At 67.5% G+C, this 18738-nt stretch carries 19 protein-coding genes; 13 read left to right on the top strand and 6 right to left on the bottom strand.

The annotated features are described in order from the left end of the window. The first annotated feature begins 64 nt into the window (after nucleotides 1-64). The 7 genes from ftsZ to EP380_RS13690 all read left to right on the top strand — a co-directional run bounded on the left by ftsZ (nucleotide 65) and on the right by EP380_RS13690 (nucleotide 9000). Nucleotides 65-1684: a cell division protein FtsZ gene (ftsZ, locus tag EP380_RS13720; RefSeq protein ID WP_127598999.1), complete on the top strand. Its 1620-nt coding sequence runs from the start codon at nucleotides 65-67 to the stop codon at nucleotides 1682-1684. Nucleotides 1685-1970: 286 nt separating this feature from the next. Further along, nucleotides 1971-2921, top strand: a complete 951-nt coding sequence (lpxC, locus tag EP380_RS13715; RefSeq protein ID WP_106571561.1) for a UDP-3-O-acyl-N-acetylglucosamine deacetylase — start codon at nucleotides 1971-1973, stop codon at nucleotides 2919-2921. 138 nt (nucleotides 2922-3059) lie between these two features. Next, on the top strand, nucleotides 3060-3926 hold the full coding sequence (locus EP380_RS13710; protein WP_106571562.1) for an outer membrane protein assembly factor BamD: 867 nt from the start codon (nucleotides 3060-3062) through the stop codon (nucleotides 3924-3926). 18 nt (nucleotides 3927-3944) lie between these two features. Then, entirely contained in the window at nucleotides 3945-5618 is a 1674-nt protein-coding gene (gene recN / locus EP380_RS13705; protein ID WP_106571563.1) for a DNA repair protein RecN, read from the top strand. 84 nt (nucleotides 5619-5702) lie between these two features. After that, the gene (ligA, locus tag EP380_RS13700; protein WP_127598998.1) at nucleotides 5703-7826 is read left to right on the top strand and encodes an NAD-dependent DNA ligase LigA; all 2124 of its coding nucleotides are present in this window, start codon (nucleotides 5703-5705) and stop codon (nucleotides 7824-7826) included. Between the two features lie 119 nt (nucleotides 7827-7945). Beyond that, nucleotides 7946-8707, top strand: a complete 762-nt coding sequence (locus EP380_RS13695; RefSeq protein WP_106571565.1) for an AzlC family ABC transporter permease — start codon at nucleotides 7946-7948, stop codon at nucleotides 8705-8707. Beyond that, nucleotides 8704-9000, top strand: coding sequence for an AzlD family protein (locus EP380_RS13690; RefSeq protein WP_106571566.1), 297 nt, complete (start codon nucleotides 8704-8706; stop codon nucleotides 8998-9000). Before EP380_RS13695 ends, EP380_RS13690 begins: the two co-directional genes overlap by 4 nt. A 111-nt stretch (nucleotides 9001-9111) precedes the next feature. Here the strand turns inward: EP380_RS13690 and EP380_RS13685 are convergent, their stop codons facing one another. Then, on the bottom strand, nucleotides 9112-10947 hold the full coding sequence (locus EP380_RS13685; protein ID WP_127598997.1) for an aminopeptidase P family protein: 1836 nt from the start codon (nucleotides 10945-10947) through the stop codon (nucleotides 9112-9114). 208 nt (nucleotides 10948-11155) lie between these two features. Between EP380_RS13685 and EP380_RS13680 the strand changes: the two genes are divergently transcribed. After that, nucleotides 11156-11335 carry a hypothetical protein gene (locus EP380_RS13680; protein ID WP_106571568.1) on the top strand — a complete coding sequence of 60 codons (180 nt, stop codon included), beginning with the start codon at nucleotides 11156-11158 and terminating at the stop codon, nucleotides 11333-11335. 120 nt (nucleotides 11336-11455) lie between these two features. Here EP380_RS13680 and EP380_RS13675 read toward each other — a convergent pair whose 3' ends face one another. From EP380_RS13675 to EP380_RS23590, 3 genes are all read right to left on the bottom strand, one after another. After that, the gene (locus EP380_RS13675) at nucleotides 11456-12328 is read right to left on the bottom strand and encodes a 50S ribosomal protein L11 methyltransferase (protein ID WP_127598996.1); all 873 of its coding nucleotides are present in this window, start codon (nucleotides 12326-12328) and stop codon (nucleotides 11456-11458) included. A 172-nt stretch (nucleotides 12329-12500) separates the two neighbouring features. Next, a complete protein-coding gene (locus EP380_RS13670) occupies nucleotides 12501-13082 on the bottom strand; it encodes an SCO family protein (protein WP_127598995.1) in 582 nt (193 codons plus the stop codon). A gap of 42 nt (nucleotides 13083-13124) precedes the next feature. Next, the gene (locus EP380_RS23590) at nucleotides 13125-13268 is read right to left on the bottom strand and encodes a hypothetical protein (protein WP_164749852.1); all 144 of its coding nucleotides are present in this window, start codon (nucleotides 13266-13268) and stop codon (nucleotides 13125-13127) included. Nucleotides 13269-13403: 135 nt separating this feature from the next. On the opposite strand from EP380_RS23590, the gene EP380_RS13665 reads away from it, so the two are divergent. The 4 genes from EP380_RS13665 (at nucleotide 13404) to EP380_RS23585 (ending at nucleotide 15607) form a co-directional block, all read left to right on the top strand. After that, complete coding sequence (locus EP380_RS13665) at nucleotides 13404-13895, top strand: CreA family protein (protein ID WP_106571575.1); 492 nt, start codon at nucleotides 13404-13406, stop codon at nucleotides 13893-13895. Nucleotides 13896-13977: 82 nt separating this feature from the next. Further along, nucleotides 13978-14622, top strand: a complete 645-nt coding sequence (locus EP380_RS13660) for a DapH/DapD/GlmU-related protein (protein ID WP_127598994.1) — start codon at nucleotides 13978-13980, stop codon at nucleotides 14620-14622. Between the two features lie 280 nt (nucleotides 14623-14902). Then, nucleotides 14903-15262 (top strand): DUF488 domain-containing protein, encoded by a 360-nt coding sequence (locus tag EP380_RS13655; RefSeq protein WP_127598993.1) that lies wholly within the window; start codon nucleotides 14903-14905, stop codon nucleotides 15260-15262. Between the two features lie 198 nt (nucleotides 15263-15460). Further along, a complete protein-coding gene (locus EP380_RS23585) occupies nucleotides 15461-15607 on the top strand; it encodes a hypothetical protein (protein WP_164749851.1) in 147 nt (48 codons plus the stop codon). Nucleotides 15608-15609: 2 nt separating this feature from the next. Here EP380_RS23585 and EP380_RS13650 read toward each other — a convergent pair whose 3' ends face one another. Then, the gene (locus tag EP380_RS13650; RefSeq protein ID WP_127598992.1) at nucleotides 15610-16473 is read right to left on the bottom strand and encodes a DMT family transporter; all 864 of its coding nucleotides are present in this window, start codon (nucleotides 16471-16473) and stop codon (nucleotides 15610-15612) included. 107 nt (nucleotides 16474-16580) lie between these two features. On the opposite strand from EP380_RS13650, the gene EP380_RS13645 reads away from it, so the two are divergent. Then, a complete protein-coding gene (locus EP380_RS13645) occupies nucleotides 16581-17978 on the top strand; it encodes an aminotransferase-like domain-containing protein (protein ID WP_127598991.1) in 1398 nt (465 codons plus the stop codon). Nucleotides 17979-18043: 65 nt separating this feature from the next. On the opposite strand, the gene EP380_RS13640 is transcribed toward EP380_RS13645, so the two are convergent. Beyond that, nucleotides 18044-18721 carry a transposase gene (locus EP380_RS13640; RefSeq protein WP_164749850.1) on the bottom strand — a complete coding sequence of 226 codons (678 nt, stop codon included), beginning with the start codon at nucleotides 18719-18721 and terminating at the stop codon, nucleotides 18044-18046. Nucleotides 18722-18738 lie beyond the last annotated feature (17 nt).

The following is an 18738-nucleotide window of genomic DNA, read 5'->3' as shown; positions in this document are numbered from 1 at the left end:
TGAGGATCACACCTCCTGGCGGCCGCGGCGGCGATGCGGCGAGAAAGGCGAAAAGGACGACGACATGACAATCAATCTGCAAAAGCCGGACATCACCGAGCTAAAGCCGCGCATCACCGTTTTCGGTGTCGGCGGCGGTGGCGGCAACGCCGTCAACAACATGATCACGGCCGGCCTCAAGGGGATCGATTTCGTGGTCGCCAATACCGACGCGCAGGCGCTGACGATGTCGAAGGCCGACCGGCTGATCCAGCTTGGCGCCCATGTGACCGAGGGGCTCGGCGCGGGGTCGCAGCCGGAAGTGGGCCGCGCGGCAGCGGAAGAATGCATCGACGAGATCGTCGACCATCTCGCCGGCACGCATATGTGCTTCGTCACCGCCGGCATGGGCGGCGGCACCGGCACGGGTGCGGCGCCCGTGGTCGCGCAGGCCGCGCGCGAAAAGGGCATTTTGACCGTCGGCGTCGTCACCAAGCCGTTCCATTTCGAGGGCCAGCGGCGCATGAAGATCGCCGATCACGGCATCGAGGAGTTGCAGAAGTCGGTCGACACGCTGATCGTCATCCCCAACCAGAACCTGTTCCGCATCGCCAATGACAAGACGACCTTCGCCGATGCTTTCGCGATGGCCGACCAGGTGCTCTACTCGGGCGTTGCCTGCATCACCGACCTGATGGTCAAGGAAGGGCTGATCAATCTCGACTTCGCCGACGTGCGCTCGGTGATGCGCGAGATGGGCAAGGCGATGATGGGCACCGGCGAGGCGTCCGGCGAGGGGCGCGCGATGGCCGCGGCCGAGGCTGCGATCGCCAACCCGCTGCTCGACGAAAGCTCGATGAAGGGCGCCAAGGGCCTGTTGATCTCGATCACCGGCGGCCGCGACCTGACCCTGTTCGAGGTCGACGAGGCGGCGACGCGCATCCGCGAGGAAGTCGACCAGGAAGCCAATATCATTCTCGGCGCCACCTTCGCCGAGGATCTGGAAGGCGTGATCCGGGTCTCGGTCGTTGCCACCGGCATCGACAAGAAGGCTTCGGAGATCGCGGCCACGCCGGTCGAAATCCGCCAGCAGCCGAAGCCGGTCGCGCCGCGCGCGGCAACCCCGCAGCAGGCGCCCGAGGCACGTCCCGCTCCGGCGCCGGCGGCCGCGCCGGCCGCCGAAGCCGCCCCCGCCGAGGACCCGGTAGCCGAAGCGATCCGCGACGCCGAACGCGGTGGGCAGCAACCGGAGTTCCGCCCGCAAAGCCGCATCTTCCAGGCACCGCCCGAGCAGGCCGCGGCCGCGCCGGCCAGGCCCGCCGCGCCGCGGATGCAGCCTGCCGCCGAGGCCCAGCCCCGCATGCCGCGCGTGGAGGATTTTCCGCCGGTCGTGAAGGCCGAGCTGCAGGCGCGCTCCGGCGCCGAGGCCGGGGCCGAAGACAAGGGGCCGATGGGACTGTTGAAGCGGCTGACCACCGGCCTGTCGCGGCGCGAAGACGAGCCGGCCCGCAGTGCCGGCGCGCCACGCGAGCCGCAATTGGTGCGCCAGCCCGAAGCCCGGCGCCTCGCCAGCCAGGACGCGCAGCTCTATGCGCCTCGGCAGGGGCAGCTCGACGACCACGGGCGCCTGACGCCGGCCTCGCGTGCGCCGCAGGAAGACGACCAGCTCGAGATCCCGGCATTCCTGCGCCGGCAAGCCAACTGAGGGGCCGACGAGCCTGTTAACAACCGGAAGCGGGCCGGAGGGAAACCTTCAGTCCGCTTCCTTCGTTTCATCAACGAAATCAGGGTGTAACGGGAGCAGCTTCAACAAAGAAACTCGTAACACTGAGTAAGAAACCGTGATTTGGCGACTCTCCGCGCGGACAGTATCTTCGGCCCCGATTTGTACAGGCGCAGTGCAGGGCTTTCGGGGATTGGAGTTCCTGAACGTACGCGCAAAGGACCCGCGGGCTTGCGATCGGTCAAGCGGTGTCGTACGGGGCGGGGCGATGGGATTGGAATTGCACGAATATCAGACCACGCTGAAATCGCGCGTCTCTCTTTCGGGAGTGGGCGTGCATTGCGGCAAGCCGGTGACGATCCATTTCAATCCCGCCGATGCCGATTCGGGCGTCGTGTTTTCCTATCAGGACGGGGCGGGGGAACCGGTCGAGATTCGCGCCTTGGTCTCCGAGATCGGCGCGACCGACCTGTGTACCGCGCTCGGCGCGCCCGGCGGGCCGCAGATCGCGACGGTCGAGCATCTCATGGCGGCTCTGTTCGCGCTCGGCATCGACAATGTGTCGATCGACATTGACGGGCCCGAAGTGCCGATCATGGACGGCAGCAGCGAGAATTTCGTCGAGGCGTTCGAACAGGCCGGCATTCGCCCGCTCGCCGTCAAGCGTCGCTACATCCGTGTCCTGAAGCCGATTCGGGTCGAGAAGGGCGGTTCGTGGGCCGAATTCCTGCCCTATGACGGAACCCGGTTCGAGGTCGAGATCGATTTCGACAGCAAGGCGATCGGGCGCCAGCTCTTCGCGTCGGACATCGATCCCGGCGTGTTCAAGCGCGAAATCTCACGCGCGCGCACCTTCGGGTTCATGAAGGACGTGCAGCGCTTGTGGGCGGCCGGCTACGCGCTCGGCTCGTCGCTGGAGAATTCGCTGGTGATCGCCGACGACGACAGCATCGTGAATATCGAGGGCCTGCGCTACGAGGACGAGTTCGTGCGGCACAAGACGCTCGACGCGATGGGCGATCTCGCTTTGGCGGGCGCGCGTTTCATCGGCTGTTTCCGCTCCTATCGCGGCGGCCACAGCCTCAACGCCACCGCGCTGCGGCTGTTGTTGTCCGATCCGTCGGCCTTCGAGATCGTCGAGACCGGACGTCGCGAGCGCGGCCGCTCGGCGGAACTAGTGGCGGTGAACGCGCCGGCCTATGCGCCGTGGCGGCTATGAAGACTGTGCGGGCGCCCGCTGGACGGCGTTTCGCCACAAAATTGCGCGATTGAGGGGCGATAGCGTTGCCCGAAAGCCGATGCTGTGATTTATGGCGTCGGTCGACAGGCCGTATCGGCCCGAGGGACCAGAGCACAGATGCGATCCGATCGAATTTCTAGGCCAAGCAGGCGCGCGGGCAATTTTTTGTTGGCGCTGTCGGTGCTTGCGCTCCCGCTCGCCGCGGCCGGTTGCGCTTCGGAAAAGGATATCGATCTCGCCAGCTATGTGGAGGATATCGAGCCGGCGGATACGCTCTACAATCAGGGCCTGGCCAATCTCGAAGCCGGACGGATGAGCGAGGCGATCGCCAAGTTCGAGGCCGTCGACCGCCAGCATCCCTATTCGGAGTTCGCCCGCCGCGCGATGGTGATGCACGCCTTCACCAATTACCGGCAGGGCAACTACCAGGACGCCATCAACACGGGCAAGCGCTATGTGTCGCTCTATCCCTACACGGATGACGCGGCCTATGCGCAATATATTGTCGGGTTGAGCTATTTCCGGCAGATCCCCGACGTCACGCAGGACCAGAAGGACGCGCGGCGCACGATCGAGGCCATGGACGAGGTGATCACCCGCTGGCCCGAATCCGAGTATGTCGAGGACGCCAAGACCAAGAAGCGATTCGCCCGCGACCAGCTCGCCGGCAAGGAAATGCAGATCGGCCGCTATTATCTCGAGCGGCGCGAATATGTCGCCGGGATCAAGCGGTTCCGCCTGGTGGTCGAGGCCTATTCGGACACGCGCCATGTCGAGGAGGCGCTGGCGCGGCTGACGGAAGCCTATTTCGCCATGGGGCTGGCCTCCGAGGCGCAGACCGCAGCCGCCGTGCTCGGACACAATTATCCCGACAGCCAGTGGTATCGCGATTCCTACGCGCTCCTGCAGACCGGGGGGCTCGAGCCGCGCGAAAACAGGAAGTCGTGGCTGTCGAAGGCCGGAGCTGCCATTCTGGGCGGCTGACGAGAGCGGGCGTTTGCAATGCTCGTCCAGCTTTCGATCCGCGATATCGTCCTGATCGAAAAACTCGATATCGGGTTTGACGGCGGCCTGTCGGTGCTGACCGGCGAAACCGGCGCCGGCAAGTCGATCCTGCTCGACGCGCTGTCGCTGGCGCTCGGCATGCGCGGCGATGCCGGGCTGGTGCGCTCCGGCGCGGCGCAGGGCCAGGTCGTGGCCGCCTTCGACGTTGCCGCCGATCATCCCGCCCGTGCCATCCTGCGCGACAACGCCATGGAGGACGACGGCGACATCGTTTTGCGCCGGGTGCAGACGGCGGACGGCCGCACGCGCGTCTTCGTCAACGACCGGCCCTCGAGCGTCGGCCTGATGCGTCAGGTCGGACGCGCGCTGGTGGAAATCCACGGCCAGCACGACGAGCGCGCGCTGGTCGACCCCGATGCGCATCGCGACCTGCTCGACGCGTTTGGCGGGCTGGGCCAGCGGGCCGAAGCGGTACGGGCGTGCTGGCAGGCGTGGCGCGCGGCCGATCAGGACCTGGCGCGGCACCGCGCCCGGGTCGAGGCCGCCGCGCGCGAGGCCGATTATCTGCGCGCGTCCGTGGACGAACTCAACAGGCTCGGTCCCATGCCCGGCGAGGAGGAGGAGCTTGCCGGCCTGCGCGCCACGATGATGCGGGCCGAGAAGATCGCGACCGAGATCAGCGACGCACAGGAGGTCTTTTCCGGTCCCGCCTCGCCGGTGCCGCAGCTTGCCAGCCTGCTCAGGCGTCTGGAACGCAAGGCCGGCGAGGCGCCGGGCCTGCTGGAGGACACGATCAAGGCGCTCGACGAGGCGCTGATCGCGCTCGATTCGGTGCAAAGCGGCATCGACGCGGCGATGCGGGCGACCGAATTCGACCCCAAGCGGCTGGAGGAGGCCGAGGAGCGGCTGTTCGCGCTGCGCGCAGCCGCGCGCAAGCACAATGTCGCGGTCGAGGCGCTTGCCGAACTGCGCGACGGCATGGCGGCCGACCTCGCCGATCTCGATGCGGGCGAGGAACGCCTGGCCGGGCTGGAAAAGGCGGCCCTTGCCGCGCGCGCGGCGTATGACCGGGCCGCGGCCGCGCTTTCGGCCGACCGTCACGCCGCCGCGGCAACCCTGTCGGCGGCGGTGATGGCGGAATTGCCCGCGCTGAAGCTCGACCGGGCCGAATTCATCGTCCAGATCGACAGCGAGCCCGACGACCGGCGCGAGGACGGCATCGACCAGGTCGAGTTCTGGGTACGCACCAATCCCGGCTCGCGGCCGGGACCGATGGTCAAGATCGCCTCCGGCGGCGAGTTGTCGCGCTTCCTCCTGGCGCTGAAGGTGGCGCTGGCCGACCGCGGTTCGGCGCCGACGCTGGTCTTCGACGAAATCGACACCGGTGTCGGCGGCGCGGTCGCCGACGCGATCGGCAAGAGGCTGGCGCGGCTGGCGGAGCGGGTGCAGGTGCTATCGGTGACGCACGCCCCCCAGGTGGCGGCGCGGGCGGCGAATCACTTCCTGATCTCCAAGACCGGCACCGCCGAAAGCGTGGCGACCGGGGTCGAGGCGCTGGCCGAGGCGGCGCGGCGCGAGGAGATCGCGCGTATGCTCGCCGGCGCCACGATCACCGACGAGGCGCGCGCCGCCGCGAGCAGGCTTCTGGGCGAGAACGCGGCTGTCAGTTGAAGTCTGCGGCAAAGCTGGCATAGCTTGGCCGCTCCAGCCGCCGGGCAGCCGGCGCGTCTCGTGCAACCAGTCCCCGGGCCGTCCATGCCAAAACACTCCCCCGCCTCCAAATCCGTCGGCGACCTTTCGGAACAGGAGGCCGGCATCGAGCTCGAACGGCTTGCCGGCGAGATCGCCGAACACGACCGGCGCTATCACTCCGAGGACGCGCCGGTCATCACCGATGCCGACTACGACGCGCTTCGGCGCCGCAATATGGCGATCGAGCAGCGCTTTCCCCATCTCACGCGCGCCGATTCGCCCTCCCATGCCGTCGGCGGCGCGGTGTCGGAGAAATTCGAAAAGGTCCGTCATCGCGTGCCGATGCTGTCGCTCGACAACGCGTTTTCCGACGAGGAGGTGCGCGAGTTCGTCGAGCGGGTGCGCCGCTTCCTGCGCCTGCCCGCCGATGCCGCGCTCGGCATCACCGCCGAACCCAAGATCGACGGCCTGTCCCTGTCGCTGCGCTACGAGAACGGCCGGCTGGTGACGGCGGCGACGCGCGGCGACGGTCAGACCGGCGAGGACGTGACCGCGAATGCCCGCACGATCGCCGACATTCCCAACGTGCTGTCGGGCGACTTTCCCGAGATTTTGGAAGTGCGCGGCGAGGTTTACATGACCCAGGCCGACTTTCTGGCGCTCAACCGGCGCCAGGAGGCGGAGGGCAAGCCAACCTATGTCAATCCGCGCAACACGGCGGCCGGCTCGATCCGCCAGCTCGACGCCTCGGTCACGGCCGGCCGGGCGCTGCATTTCTTCGCCTATGCCTGGGGCGAGGTCAGCGCGATGCCGGCGGATACGCAGATCGGCATGGTCGCCGCCTTCGCCGGCTACGGTTTTCCCATCAACCCGCTGATGCGCCGCTTTGACGATGTCGAGGGCCTGCTCGAACACTACCGGCTGATCGAGGAAAGCCGCGCCGGGCTCGGCTACGATATCGACGGGGTGGTCTACAAGGTCGACGACCTGGCGCTGCAGCAGCGGCTCGGTTTCGTCTCGCGCTCGCCGCGCTGGGCGACCGCGCACAAATTCCCGGCCGAAAAGGCGACCACGGTGCTCAACGGCATCGACATCCAGGTCGGGCGCACCGGCGCATTGACCCCGGTGGCGCGGCTGACGCCGGTCACGGTCGGCGGGGTGGTGGTGACCAATGCGACCTTGCACAATGCCGAGGAGATCGAGCGGCTGGGCGTGATGATCGGCGACACCGTCACCGTGCAGCGCGCTGGCGACGTCATCCCGCAGATCCTGGGCGTTGACCTCGACAAGCGCCCGGCCGACGCGGTCGCGTTCGAGTTTCCCTCGGTGTGCCCGTGCGAGCTGAAAACGCCGGTGGTGCGCGAAGAGACGGCCGGCGGCAGCGAGGGGGTGATCCGGCGATGCACCGGCGAATTCGCCTGTCCCTTCCAGCGCATCGAGCATCTGCGCCACTTCGTTTCGCGCCGGGCCTTCGACATCGAGGGGCTGGGCGAGAAGCAGATCGAATTCTTCTTCAACGATCCCGACCTGCCGGTCAAAAGCCCGGCCGACATTTTTTCGCTTGCCGCGCGCGACGACAAGAACCTGAAGAAGCTGAAGGACAAGGAAGGGTTCGGCGCGGTCTCGGCCGCCAAGCTGTTCGCCGCCATCGAGGCGCGCCGCGACATTCCGTTGGAGCGTATGGTCTACGGGCTCGGCATTCGCCATGTCGGCGAGACGACGGCGCGCACGCTGGCGCGCGCCTACGGATCCTGGCAGGCCTTTCACGACGCCGCGCTGGCGGTCGCCCGGGGCGACGAGACCGCGCGCGAGGACATGGACGCGCTCGACGATATCGGCAATGCGGTGATCGACGCGATCGCGCGCTATTTCGGCGAGGAGCACAATCGCGAGCTGGTCGAACGGCTGGCCGGCGCGGTCCGGGTCAAGGACGCCGAAAAAATCGCCTCGGATTCGCCGGTCGCGGGCAAGACGATCGTGTTTACCGGCGCGCTGGAGCGCATGTCGCGCGACGAGGCCAAGGCGATGGCCGAAAAGCTGGGCGCCAAGGCCGCCGGCTCGGTGTCGAGCAAGACCGATCTGGTGGTTGCCGGCCCCGGTGCCGGCTCGAAGCTGAAGAAGGCGGCCGAACTCGGCATCGAGGTGATCGACGAGGCGACCTGGTTCGAGCGGATCGCCGAGGCGTGAGCGGCCACGGCACGGCCGTTTGCCGGCGCCGCTCATCAGCGCCGCTGATTGCTGGCTCAAGCGAATTCATGTGACAGGCCGGCCGCGCGTTCCTACATAAGGCCGGTTCTGGAGAGCCCATGTCCGTAGAAACAAGCTATGCGTCCGACGGCACGTCCGAATTCTGGGCCGGGGTGCGGCTCGGCCTGCCGATCATCGTGGCGGTGGCGCCCTTCGCCGCCCTGTTCGGCGCACTGGCGATCCAGAACGGGTTCAGCGAATTCGAGGTCGTGTTGATGAGCGCGACCATTTTCGCCGGCGCCAGCCAGATGGTCGGCCTGGAACTGTTCGGCCAGACGATCGCCCCCTGGCTGGTGGTGTTTTCGATCTTCGCCGTCAATTTCCGCCATATCCTTTATTCCGCCGCCGTCGGGCGGCGCATGGGCGGGTGGACCGCCTGGCAAAAGGCCGTCGGCTTTTTCTTCCTGGTCGATCCGCAATACGCGGAAGCGGAGCGCCGCGGCGAAAGCGGCCGGTCGGTCGGCTTTGCCTGGTATCTGGGCATGGCGCTGCCGGTCTATGTGTTTTGGGTGTTCAATTCCTGGCTCGGCGCGCGCTTCGGTTCGCTGATCCCCGATCCGCACGCGCTCGGCATCGACTTCCTGCTGCCGATCTATTTTCTCGGCCTCGTCGTCGGTTTCCGCAACCGGCCGCTGTGGTTGCCGGTGGTGCTGGTCAGCGCGGTCGTGTCGATCTTGGCCTACAAGGCGATCGGATCGCCGTGGCACATCTCGGTCGGCGCGCTGGCGGGCGTCGTGCTGGCGGCGGCGATGCCGCCGAGCCCGCAGGCGCGGGCGGATTACGACGATCCGCCGCCGGACCAGTCGGGGCAGGGCGTATGAGCCAGATCACCTGGATCATCCTGGCCAGCGCGGTGCTGACCTATCTGACGCGGTGCGGCGGCCATCTCGTGCTGTCGCGGTTTTCGCGCATCCATCCGCGCGTGGAGGCGGGGCTGAACGCGGTGCCGACGGCGGTGCTGACGACGCTGGTGGCGCCGGCCGCCTACACGGCCGGGCCGGCCGAGGCGCTGGCGCTGGTCGCCGCCGGCCTGATCGGGCTGCGCGGCGGCATGATGAGCGTGTTTTTCGGCGGGGCCGCGGTGCTGATCGCCGGGCGCCAGTTTTTCGGCTAGAGCCGGTCTGCTTTTCACGCAATCGCAGATCGGCTTCACCTTATTGTTTTGAAACGTTTTTTGAACGGTGAACCGGCTTCCGTTTCGCCTGTAAACGCTTAATCCGGGCGGTCAGTGGCGGGCCAGCGGCGCGGCGGCGCGTTCCAGCCAGGCGCGGTCCTCGCCGTCCAGCATCGGCCCGATCTCGGCCAGCACGCGGGCGTGGTAGCCGTCGAGCCATTGCAGTTCCTCTTTGGTCAGCAAGTCCTCGGCGATCAGCCGGCGGTCGAAGGGGGCGAGCGTCAGCGTCTCGAAACCGTGCATCGGCTTGTCGCCGCCGGGAACGGGCGTCGCCTCGCCGACGACGATCAGGTTTTCGATGCGGATGCCGTAGGCGCCTTCCTTGTAGTAGCCGGGCTCGTTGGACAGGATCATGCCGGCAAGCAGCTTTTCGGTTCCCGTCCTGGCCAGGCGCTGGGGGCCTTCGTGCACGGACAGGTAGGAACCGACGCCGTGGCCGGTGCCGTGGCCGTAATCGAGGCCGGCCTTCCACAGCGCCATGCGGGCGACGGCGTCGATGTCGCTGCCGCGGGTGCCGGGCGGAAATTTCAGCACCGTGATGCCGATCAGCCCCTTGAGCACCAGCGTGTAACGCTCGCGCATTTCCGCGTTCGGCGCGCCGATGGCGACCGTGCGGGTGATGTCGGTGGTGCCGTCCTCGTATTGCCCGCCCGAATCGACCAGAAAAAGCTCGCCGGGGCCGAGCGTGCGGCTGGTCGCGTTCGTCACCCGGTAGTGGATGACGGCGCCGTTCGGGCCGGCGCCGGAAATCGTGTCGAAGGAGATGTCGCGCAGCGGCATCTGCGCCGCCTCGCCGGCGGTGCGCCGGGCATCCTCGAGGGCCCGCACGGCGCCGATTTCGTCGACGGTGCCGGCCGGCTGGCGGTCGAGCCAGGCGAGGAAGCGGGTGACGGCGACACCGTCGCGCCGATGCGCGGCCCGGCTTCCGGCCAGTTCGGCCGCGTTCTTGGTTGCGCGCGGCAGGCGGGCGGGGTCGGGCAGGGCGATGACGGTGCCGCCGCGATCCTCGACGACCAGCCTGAGCTTTTCGGCGGCAAGCGCGGGATCGAGCCCGATTTTGACCCCGCTCCCGGCCAGGTCGGCGAGGGCGTCTTCCAACGCCGAGGGCGGCTGAAGGTCGGCGAGCTGGGTCAGATAGGCTTCCGTCTTCATCGGCAGCTTGCGCTTGTCGATGAAAAGTTGCGGCCGGCCTTCGGCGGGCAGGATCGAAAACCCCAGTGCCAACGGGGTATGCGGCACGTCGCCGCCGCGAATGTTGAAGGCCCAGCACAATGAGGCTGGATCGGTGAGCACGGTGTGGCTGGCCTTGGCGGCGCCGACCGCCGCGGCGAGGTCGGCGAGCTTGTCGCGCGCCAGCCGGCCGGCATAACGCTCGGGATGGATCGCGACCGGCTTCAGCGGCGGCGCCGGCCGGTCCTGCCAGACCGCGTCGAGTGGGTTCTCGTCGAGCGCCAGCAGCGCGCCGCCGCCTTCGCCGAGCGCCTTTCGCAGCTTCCTGGCTTCGTCGATCGTGTGCAGCCAGGGATCGAACCCGATCCGGGCGCCCGCCGGCAAGCGCGTGCGCAGGAAGACGGCCGGCGGCGTCTCGACCAGATCGACGATCTCGAACAGGCCGGGATCGGTCTGGGTCCGGCCCTGCAGCGTGTAGCGGCCGTCGACGAACAGCCATGCCTTGTCTTCCATGATCAGCGCGACGCCGGCCGAGCCGGTAAAGCCGGTGATCCAAGCCAGTCGCTCGGCGCAGGCCGGCACGTATTCTCCCTGATGCTCGTCGGCGCGCGGCACCAGAAACCCGTCGACACCCGCCTGCGCGAGCCTTGTGCGCAGGCGCGCCACCCGGCCTGCCGCCAGGGACGGATCGGAAACGGTGTCGAAGTTCTGGAACATCGCGGTCTCTGCTCTCCATCAAATCCGGCAGACCGTAGTCGGGCCCGACAAGCGAGGCAATGGCGAACGGTTTTCGCAGGTGCGGCATAGATTTTGTTGCATTGCAACAAGCGCATGGCTTCCATGCGTCTCCGGCGCTGGTGGAACGCGCTCGCCGAGCCTACCTAAGGAGCGTGGAGGACATTTCTTCCAATTGCGAGGTTTAGACATGGCACAGACACGTGGGTTTTTCCGTAACGCACTCGACAGAATGGTCGAGGCCCGCATGCGTCAGGCCAACCACTACGTCAACGGTGCGCTGTTGATGCTCGACGACGAGACGCTGAAAGCCAATGGCTACAGCCGCGCCGAGCTGAAGAAGCGCAGCACGGGCTATTATTTCTACTAGGCCCGGTTTTACGGATTGGCGCGCGGGCGGCGACCTCCAGCCCGCGCCGGGACGAGCGGCTTCCGACGAAGCCGCTCTTTTTTGTTGGCAGCCGGAAGAAAACGCCGGTTGTCGGGCGATCTAACGCTTGAGATGCAGGCTCACCCATTCGCCGCGCGTCAGTGTGCGGACATGGCCGAAGCGCTGTCCGGCATAGGCGGCGATCACCGCATTGCGCTGGCGTGCGAGGATTCCCGACAGGATCAGCGAGCCGCCCGGGCGCAGGTGCCGGGCCATGCCGGGGGCGAGCTGCATCAGCGGCCGGGCGAGGATGTTTGCGACAATCAGGTCGTAGGGCGCGCGCCGGGCGATTTCGCGATGGCGGAAACCCGTCGCCGTCACCGCGTCGACATCGGCGCCAACGCGGTTGAGCCGCATGTTGCGCGCCGCGACGGCGGTCGCGATCGGATCGATATCGGTGGCCAGGACCGGCACATGCGCCAGTTTCGCGACCGCGATCGCAAGCACCCCGCTGCCGGTGCCGAGATCGAGCACGCTGGCCGGGCGTTCGCGCCGCACGACGTCGGCGATCATTTCCAGGCAGCCGGCGGTGGTGCCGTGATGACCGGTGCCGAATGCCTGGGCGGCTTCGATCTCGATCGACAGGTCGTTTGCGCGCACCTGGTCGCGGTCGTGGGCGCCATGAACCAGGAACCGGCCGGCGCGCACCGGTTTCAGCCCCTCGAGCGACCGCGCCACCCAGTCGATGTCGGGCAGGGTCTCCGTCTCGATCGCGCCCTCGACACCGGCGCGCGCCACCACGGCGTGCATGCGCGCCCGCGCCTCGTCCAGCCCGGCCTCGTCGACGTAGAGCTCGACACTGTGCAGGCCGGCCGCCTCGTCGATTTCGGTGATGGCGATGGTGTGGCCGTCGCGCTCGAACTCGACATCGAGAAGCTCATAGAGCCTTCTGGCGTCGGGTTCCGGGGCTGAAAAGAACAAACGGCATTGCATGGCGGGAGGTCCGGGCAGGTCGGCTGTCAGGGCGCACGCGGGCCGGGGCGGGGAGCTGGGCCGCGCATGCGCCGGCCTTCCTGCCCGATCGGCGGCCGGCGTGCAAGCAGCGGCGTGGGCGTGGCTTGATCCTGCAATGCTGCCGGCGGCGACCGTCGGTCGGCTTTACCGGTCAGCTTTCGTTGGCCAGCCGCTTCAGCTTGGCGATCGCGGTCTCGGCGTTCTCGCCATAGGCGATGGTGCCGAAAAAGTCGCCATCGCGGCCCAGAAGCAGCACGGACGCGGTGTGGTCCATCGTGTAGTCGCCGCCGTCGAGCGGCACCTTCTTGGCGTAGATCTTGAACGCCTTGGCCATTTCCGCGACTTTCTGCGGCTCGCCGGTGATGCCGGTGATGCGCTCCGACACGTTGGCGACATAGCGGTCGAGCACGTCCGGCGTGTCGCGCTCGGGGTCGATGGAGACGAAATAGGCTTCGATCTCCTCGCCCTCCTCGCCGAGCTGGGCGAGCCAGCCGTCGAGTTCGTAGAGCGTCGTCGGGCACACTTCCGGACAATGGGTGAAACCGAAGAACAGCGCGGTCGGGCTGCCCTTGAAAGCGGCCTCGGTGATTTCTGCGCCCTTCTGGTCGACGAGCGTGAACGGGGCGCCGAAGGCTTCCCCGCCGCCATAGGTGGTGCGGTACCAGTCGAATGTCAGCCAGCCGACGGCGCCGGCCATGAGAAAAAGAATGCCGATCAGAACGCCGCGCATCATGGTGTTTTTATCCTGCCTGCCGAAATCCGTGTCGAAGCGATCTCAAAAACACCAGGCCAAACCGTTTTCGACGACCGCGAGGAAAATTTCAGGTCCCTGTTGCGCCCACATGGCAAACACCACGCCGGAGCCTGCGGCGAGGGCGGCGACCAACAACGTTGTTTGGGTGGCGCGGCGCACGGACATTGTATTTCCTCTCACCAACAAAATAATGTGTCGGCAGGTCGCTGGCAAAGGGGCTTTTGGTCGCGCACGCGCCGGGCCCCTTGCGGGGGCGCCGCGCACGCCCCATCTGCCCGTCACAGCGTTGAGGAGTATTCGATGAACCGCATTCTTGTTCTTGCCGCAATCTTGCTGGTCGCCGGCGCGGCGGCCACCGGCGCGCGCGCCCAGGAAGTGGGCGAGGTCGGCGTCGACTGGCTCGGCAACGACATCATCGTGGAGGCGATCCGCGATCCCAAGGTGGAAGGCGTGACCTGCCATGTCGCCTATTTCGAGCGCGGCATGATCGACCGGCTGCAAAAGGGGAACTGGTTCGAGGACCCCTCCAACAGCGCGCTGTCGTGCCGGCAGACCGGGCCGATCACGATCGGCGACATCGCGCTCGGCGAAGGCGGCGAGGAAGTCTTCAAGCAGGGCATCAGCCTGATCTGGAAGAAGCAGGTGGTCAACCGCATCTACGACAAGGCCAACGACACGCTGATCTATCTGTCGAATACCCGCCAGGTTCAGGACGGCTCGGCCAAGATGGCGATCTCGACCGTGCCGCTCTACGGCCAGGAGGTCGTGTGGAGCCAGGGCAAGCCGCAATAGGGCTTGCCGGTTGCCGCCAGACCGGCTTTTAAGGCTGGGGACGGCCCGAAGCCGTCCCCCTTACGCCAGCCGGGGAGCGGAGATGAGCGACAGCGCCGATTTGCGATTTACCGATCCGGCCCCGCGCATTCATTCCACCGCAACGCTGAAGGCCTGCCGGCTCGGCCGCCACGTGGCGATCGGCGAGCGCGTCGTTTTGCGCGAGGTCACGGTCGGCGACTATTCCTATTTCGAGCGCCACGGCGAGGCGATCTACGCCGAGATCGGCAAATTCTGCTCGATCGCGGCCAATACCCGCATCAACGCGCTCGAGCACCCGATCGAGCGCCTGACCAGCCACAAGATCAGCTACAGGCCGAACGAATATTTCCGCTATCTCGGCGTCGACCAGGCGTTTCGCGCGCAACGGCGGGCAAAACCCGTCACCATCGGCCACGATGTGTGGATCGGCCATGGCGCGGTGATCCTGCCCGGCGTGCGGGTGGGCACCGGCGCGGTCGTCGGCGCCAACGCGGTCGTGACCGGGGATGTCGCGCCGTTTGCCATCGTCGCCGGCGCGCCGGCGCGGATGCTGCGGGCGCGCTTTTCCGCGCCGACCGTGGAGCGCATCATGCGGCTCGGCTGGTGGGACTGGCCGGAGACGAGATTGTTCGAGGCCGTGCCGGATATGCAAGCCCTTGGAATCGAAGCATTTTTGGACAAATGGGAGCCGCTGTCACGGGCCTGACCCGTCGCGGTGCCAAGCCGCTCGCCGAGGGTGGAGCCCTTCCGTCGCAGGGGGCCACGACGGAAGGGAGGAGCACCCCGCCTTGGGGGAAGGCGGTGCAGGGATTGGCCTGCATCCCCACCTTGGCCGGTGGGTTTTTGAGATCGGGTAAAGGCCGCCGGCACGTTCTGCGTGTAGTCGCGCCACCCTCTGTCGGGCGGAGGCGGCCGCCATTCCGCCCGGCTTCGAACCGGGCTAGAGTGCCGCATCAAGGCGGGGGCTGCCGATCGGGAGCACGCACATGCACACGGTGCGGATAAAGCGGATCTATCAGCCGGCCGCGGCCGATGACGGGTTTCGGGTTCTGGTCGACCGGGTCTGGCCGCGCGGCCTCTCGAAGGCCAAGGCCGCGGTCGATCTGTGGATGCCCGAAATCGGCCCCTCGACGGCGTTGCGCACATGGTTCGGCCACGATCCCGAGCGTTGGGAGGTTTTTCGCCGGCGCTATCGCGACGAGCTCGACCAGCGTCGCGACCTGCTCGAGGCGTTGCGGGCGCACGGCCGCGACGGCCCGCTCACGCTGGTCTATTCGGCCCGCGACGAACGGCACAACCAGGCCGTGGTCATTCGCGAGGTGCTGGACCCCTCGGGCGCGGCTTGACCGACATCAACGCTTTGGCCGCCGCATGGTGCTTGTATTTTTTGCGGAGCGTGCGGCGACCTGCGGATCATGACAGCATTTTTGGCGAATGCCGTCATGATCCGGCATCTTCGGCGACGTCATTCGGCGTTGAAGCCGGCGTCTGCGCGTCGGGCGGGCGCCTCGGCGATGCAGGCGATCCGGGACGGGAGGCCCGACATGAACGATCTGGCGACCATCGGCATTTTCTTTGCCGGTTTTTTCGGCGGGCTGGGGGTGTTTTTCCTCGGCGTGGGACTGTTGTGGTGGGTCTCGCTCACCGAGCGCGCGATGAAACGACAGCAGGCCGGCAATGTTCGTGGCTGATTTCAGCCGGCATAGCGGCGCGCGCCGGCCACGCAGGCGATCACCGCGACGGTGACGGTGAGCATGGCGGTCGTCACCGGCTCGCCGAGCAGACCGGCCGCGAGCGCGAAGCCGAAGAACGGCTGCAGGAGCTGGAGCTGGCCGACCGTGGCGATGCCGCCCGCGGCCAGGCCGCGATACCAGAAGAAGAACCCGATCAGCATGCTGAACAGCGACACATAGGCAAGGCCGATCCAGGCGGGGACGCCGATGCCGATAAACGTTCGCGGCATGGTGATGATGCTGAGCAGGGCCATCGCCGGTAGCGACAGGACGAGCGCCCACGAGATCACCTGCCAGCCGCCGAGCCTGCGCGAGAGCCTGGCGCCCTCGGCATAACCCAGCCCGCAGACCAGGACCGCCGCCAGCATCAACAGGTCGCCGACCGGCGAGGCGGCGACGCCCTGCGCCAGGGCGAAGCCGACGACGAGCGCGCTGCCGAGGCCAGAAAACAGCCAGAAGGCCGGCCTCGGCCGCTCGCCGCCACGCAGGACGGCGAAGATGGCGGTGGCGAGCGGCAAAAGGCCGATAAAGACGATCGAATGGGCCGCGGTGACGTGTTTGAGCGCCAGCGCGGTCAACAGCGGAAAACCGACGACGACGCCCAGCGCCACGATGGCGAGCGAGGGCAGGTCGGCGCGAGCGGGACGCGCCGCGCCGAGGCCCCGCAACAGGGTGATCGCGAGCAGGCCGGCGATGGCGGCGCGCGCGACGGTCAAAAACACCGGATCGAAATCGAGCACCGCCACGCGGGTGGCCGGCAAGGAGGCGGAAAAGATCACCACGCCGATCAAGCCGGCGATCCAGCCTTGTGTCGTTCTGTCCATGCCGTTTCCTTCGCGTTGGAGCCTCGCTATCGCCCGGCAGGGCTATTTCTGGAAGAAACGGTGCGATACAATCTGGCCAAACTGTACCGATAACGGATGCAATACGGATGACGATTCCAGACCGGGGCGGCGGCCGTGTGGCGATGGTGATGGAGACGATCCGGCAGCGTGTCGCCGGCCGCGCCCTGACGGCCGGGGCGCGGCTGCCGTCGATCCGCCAGATGGCGCGCATGGCCGGTGTGTCGCCCTCGACCGTGGTCGAGGCCTATGACCGGCTGGTTGCCGAGGGGTTGATCGGCGCGCGCCCGGGCTCGGGTTTTTACGTCGCGGCCCAGGCCGCGCCGCTGGAGCTGGCCCGGGTCGGGCCACGGCGCGACCGGGCGATCGATCCGCTATGGGTGTCGCGCCAGTCGCTGGAGGCGGGCGCGACCGCCCTCAAGCCGGGTTGCGGCTGGCTGCCGCCGTCCTGGCTGCCGCAGGAGGCCGTGCGCAGGGCGCTGCGCGGTTTGGCGCGCGCCGACGAGGCGGTGCTGGCGGATTACGCAACGCCGCTGGGGTTGGCGCCGCTGCGCCAGCTGATCGCGCGGCGCCTGGCCGACAAGGGCGTGGAAGCCGCACCCGAGCGGATCGTGCTGACGGAGTCCGGCACGCAGGCAATCGACCTGATCTGCCGGCTTGTTCTGGAGCCCGGCGACACGGTTTTTGTGGACGATCCGTGCTATTTCAACTTCCAGGCGCTGCTGCGCGCCCATCGCGTCACCGTGGTCGGCGTCGCGCACACGCCGAGCGGGCCCGACGTTGCCGCCTTTGCCGCGGCGCTCGCCGCCCATCGGCCGAAGCTCTACATCACCAATGCCGCGATCCACAACCCGACCGGCGCGACGCTGTCGGCGGCGACGGCGCACCGGGTGCTGAAGCTTGCCGAAGACTTTTCCGTGACCGTGGTCGAGGACGACATTTTCGCCGATTTCGAGCATCGGCCCGCGCCACGGCTCGCCGCCTTCGACGGGCTCGAGCGGGTGATCCAGATCGGCAGTTTCTCCAAAACCCTGTCGGCGTCGGCGCGTTGCGGTTTCATCGCCGCGCGCGGCGACTGGGTGGAGCGGCTCGTCGATCTGAAGATCGCCACCACGTTCGGCGGCGGCCGGCTGGACGCGGCGCTGGTGCTGCGCGTTCTGACCGACAGCGTCTACCGCAAGCATTGCGAGACGCTCAGGACCCGGCTGGCGCGCGCCCGCGCGGAGGCGGGGACGAGGCTGAAACGGATCGGCCTGAAACCCTGGCTCGAGCCGCAGGCCGGCATGTTCTTGTGGTGCGCGCTGCCGCAGGGCGTGGACGCCGCCGACGTCGCGCGGCGGGCGCTCGAGCATGAGGTGGTGCTTGCGCCCGGCAACGTGTTCAGCGTGTCGCAATCGGCAACCGGCTTCCTGCGCTTCAACGTCGCCCAATGCCCGGAACCGGTGTTTGCCGTGCTCGACCGGGCGCTCCGCGAGGCGCGCGGGTAGCGGCGCTGAGTGCCGGCACAAGTACGGGGAGCGTTGCCGGAGGCGACAGACGGGCTTCATGTGCATCAGAAATTTTCTGCTGCACATTTGCGCCCATATGCAGCAGAAAGCAGTTTGATACACACAAATTGCGCGGAACACAGCGGGACATGGACATTATCGAGGATGACCACGTCGCCTCGGCTCAACGCCGGCGCAAGTTGCGTATTGACGTAGCGTTCGAATATCTCGCCGTTCATCGCACCCTCGACGATCCAGGGAGCGACGAGGCCGTGGCTGCGCAGGCTGGCGACGAAGGTCTGTGTACGCCAGCGCCCGAAGGGCACATGCGCCAGGTAGCGCTCTCCCTTTGGCGACCAGCCGGTGCGCTTGCTCAGCTTGGTATTGGTCGAGGTTTCGTCGATGAAGACGAGGCGGGCCAAGGCTTTGGCGATGAACGGCTTTCGGCCTGTCGTCCAGGCCTCCCGTGCCGCCTTCACCTCAGGCCCCAGCTGCTCGCTGGCGCGCAGAGTTTTTTGTGGCTGAGGCCCAGGCGGTGCGGCAGCCGACCGATGCTCGATCGAGACACGACGCAGCCGCGCGCCTTCAGTTCGACGCAGAGTTCGTCCAGCGTCAGTTACCCGGCCTGCGCCATCCGACAGCGCACGAAGCCGGCGTGAGGCGCCAGTTTGCCCCGGCCCGGCGCTTTGCCCCTGCCGGCGCGGCTCCAGCGAGCCGGTTTCCCCATCGCGGTTCTCCTTCAAACCGCAACGAATCTTGC

Source organism: Nitratireductor alexandrii (assembly GCF_004000215.1).
Classification (GTDB): domain Bacteria; phylum Pseudomonadota; class Alphaproteobacteria; order Rhizobiales; family Rhizobiaceae; genus Mangrovimarina; species Mangrovimarina alexandrii.
Note: the sequence above shows the minus strand (reverse complement) of the source record. Positions and strands in the feature narration are given on the sequence as shown.

Bases quoted from the DNA above. Each gene is read 5' to 3' on its own strand.
- EP380_RS13680 (WP_106571568.1), top strand. From the start codon at position 11,156: ATGGCACAGACACGTGGGTTTTTCCGTAACGCACTCGACAGAATGGTC.
- EP380_RS13675 (WP_127598996.1), bottom strand. From the start codon at position 12,328: ATGCAATGCCGTTTGTTCTTTTCAGCCCCGGAACCCGACGCCAGAAGG.
- lpxC (WP_106571561.1), top strand. From the start codon at position 1,971: ATGGGATTGGAATTGCACGAATATCAGACCACGCTGAAATCGCGCGTC.
- EP380_RS13655 (WP_127598993.1), top strand. From the start codon at position 14,903: ATGCACACGGTGCGGATAAAGCGGATCTATCAGCCGGCCGCGGCCGAT.
- EP380_RS13695 (WP_106571565.1), top strand. From the start codon at position 7,946: ATGTCCGTAGAAACAAGCTATGCGTCCGACGGCACGTCCGAATTCTGG.
- EP380_RS23590 (WP_164749852.1), bottom strand. From the start codon at position 13,268: ATGTCCGTGCGCCGCGCCACCCAAACAACGTTGTTGGTCGCCGCCCTC.
- ligA (WP_127598998.1), top strand. From the start codon at position 5,703: ATGCCAAAACACTCCCCCGCCTCCAAATCCGTCGGCGACCTTTCGGAA.
- EP380_RS13685 (WP_127598997.1), bottom strand. From the start codon at position 10,947: ATGTTCCAGAACTTCGACACCGTTTCCGATCCGTCCCTGGCGGCAGGC.
- recN (WP_106571563.1), top strand. From the start codon at position 3,945: ATGCTCGTCCAGCTTTCGATCCGCGATATCGTCCTGATCGAAAAACTC.
- EP380_RS13690 (WP_106571566.1), top strand. From the start codon at position 8,704: ATGAGCCAGATCACCTGGATCATCCTGGCCAGCGCGGTGCTGACCTAT.
- EP380_RS23585 (WP_164749851.1), top strand. From the start codon at position 15,461: ATGAACGATCTGGCGACCATCGGCATTTTCTTTGCCGGTTTTTTCGGC.
- EP380_RS13645 (WP_127598991.1), top strand. From the start codon at position 16,581: ATGACGATTCCAGACCGGGGCGGCGGCCGTGTGGCGATGGTGATGGAG.
- EP380_RS13710 (WP_106571562.1), top strand. From the start codon at position 3,060: ATGCGATCCGATCGAATTTCTAGGCCAAGCAGGCGCGCGGGCAATTTT.
- EP380_RS13650 (WP_127598992.1), bottom strand. From the start codon at position 16,473: ATGGACAGAACGACACAAGGCTGGATCGCCGGCTTGATCGGCGTGGTG.
- EP380_RS13665 (WP_106571575.1), top strand. From the start codon at position 13,404: ATGAACCGCATTCTTGTTCTTGCCGCAATCTTGCTGGTCGCCGGCGCG.
- ftsZ (WP_127598999.1), top strand. From the start codon at position 65: ATGACAATCAATCTGCAAAAGCCGGACATCACCGAGCTAAAGCCGCGC.
- EP380_RS13670 (WP_127598995.1), bottom strand. From the start codon at position 13,082: ATGATGCGCGGCGTTCTGATCGGCATTCTTTTTCTCATGGCCGGCGCC.
- EP380_RS13660 (WP_127598994.1), top strand. From the start codon at position 13,978: ATGAGCGACAGCGCCGATTTGCGATTTACCGATCCGGCCCCGCGCATT.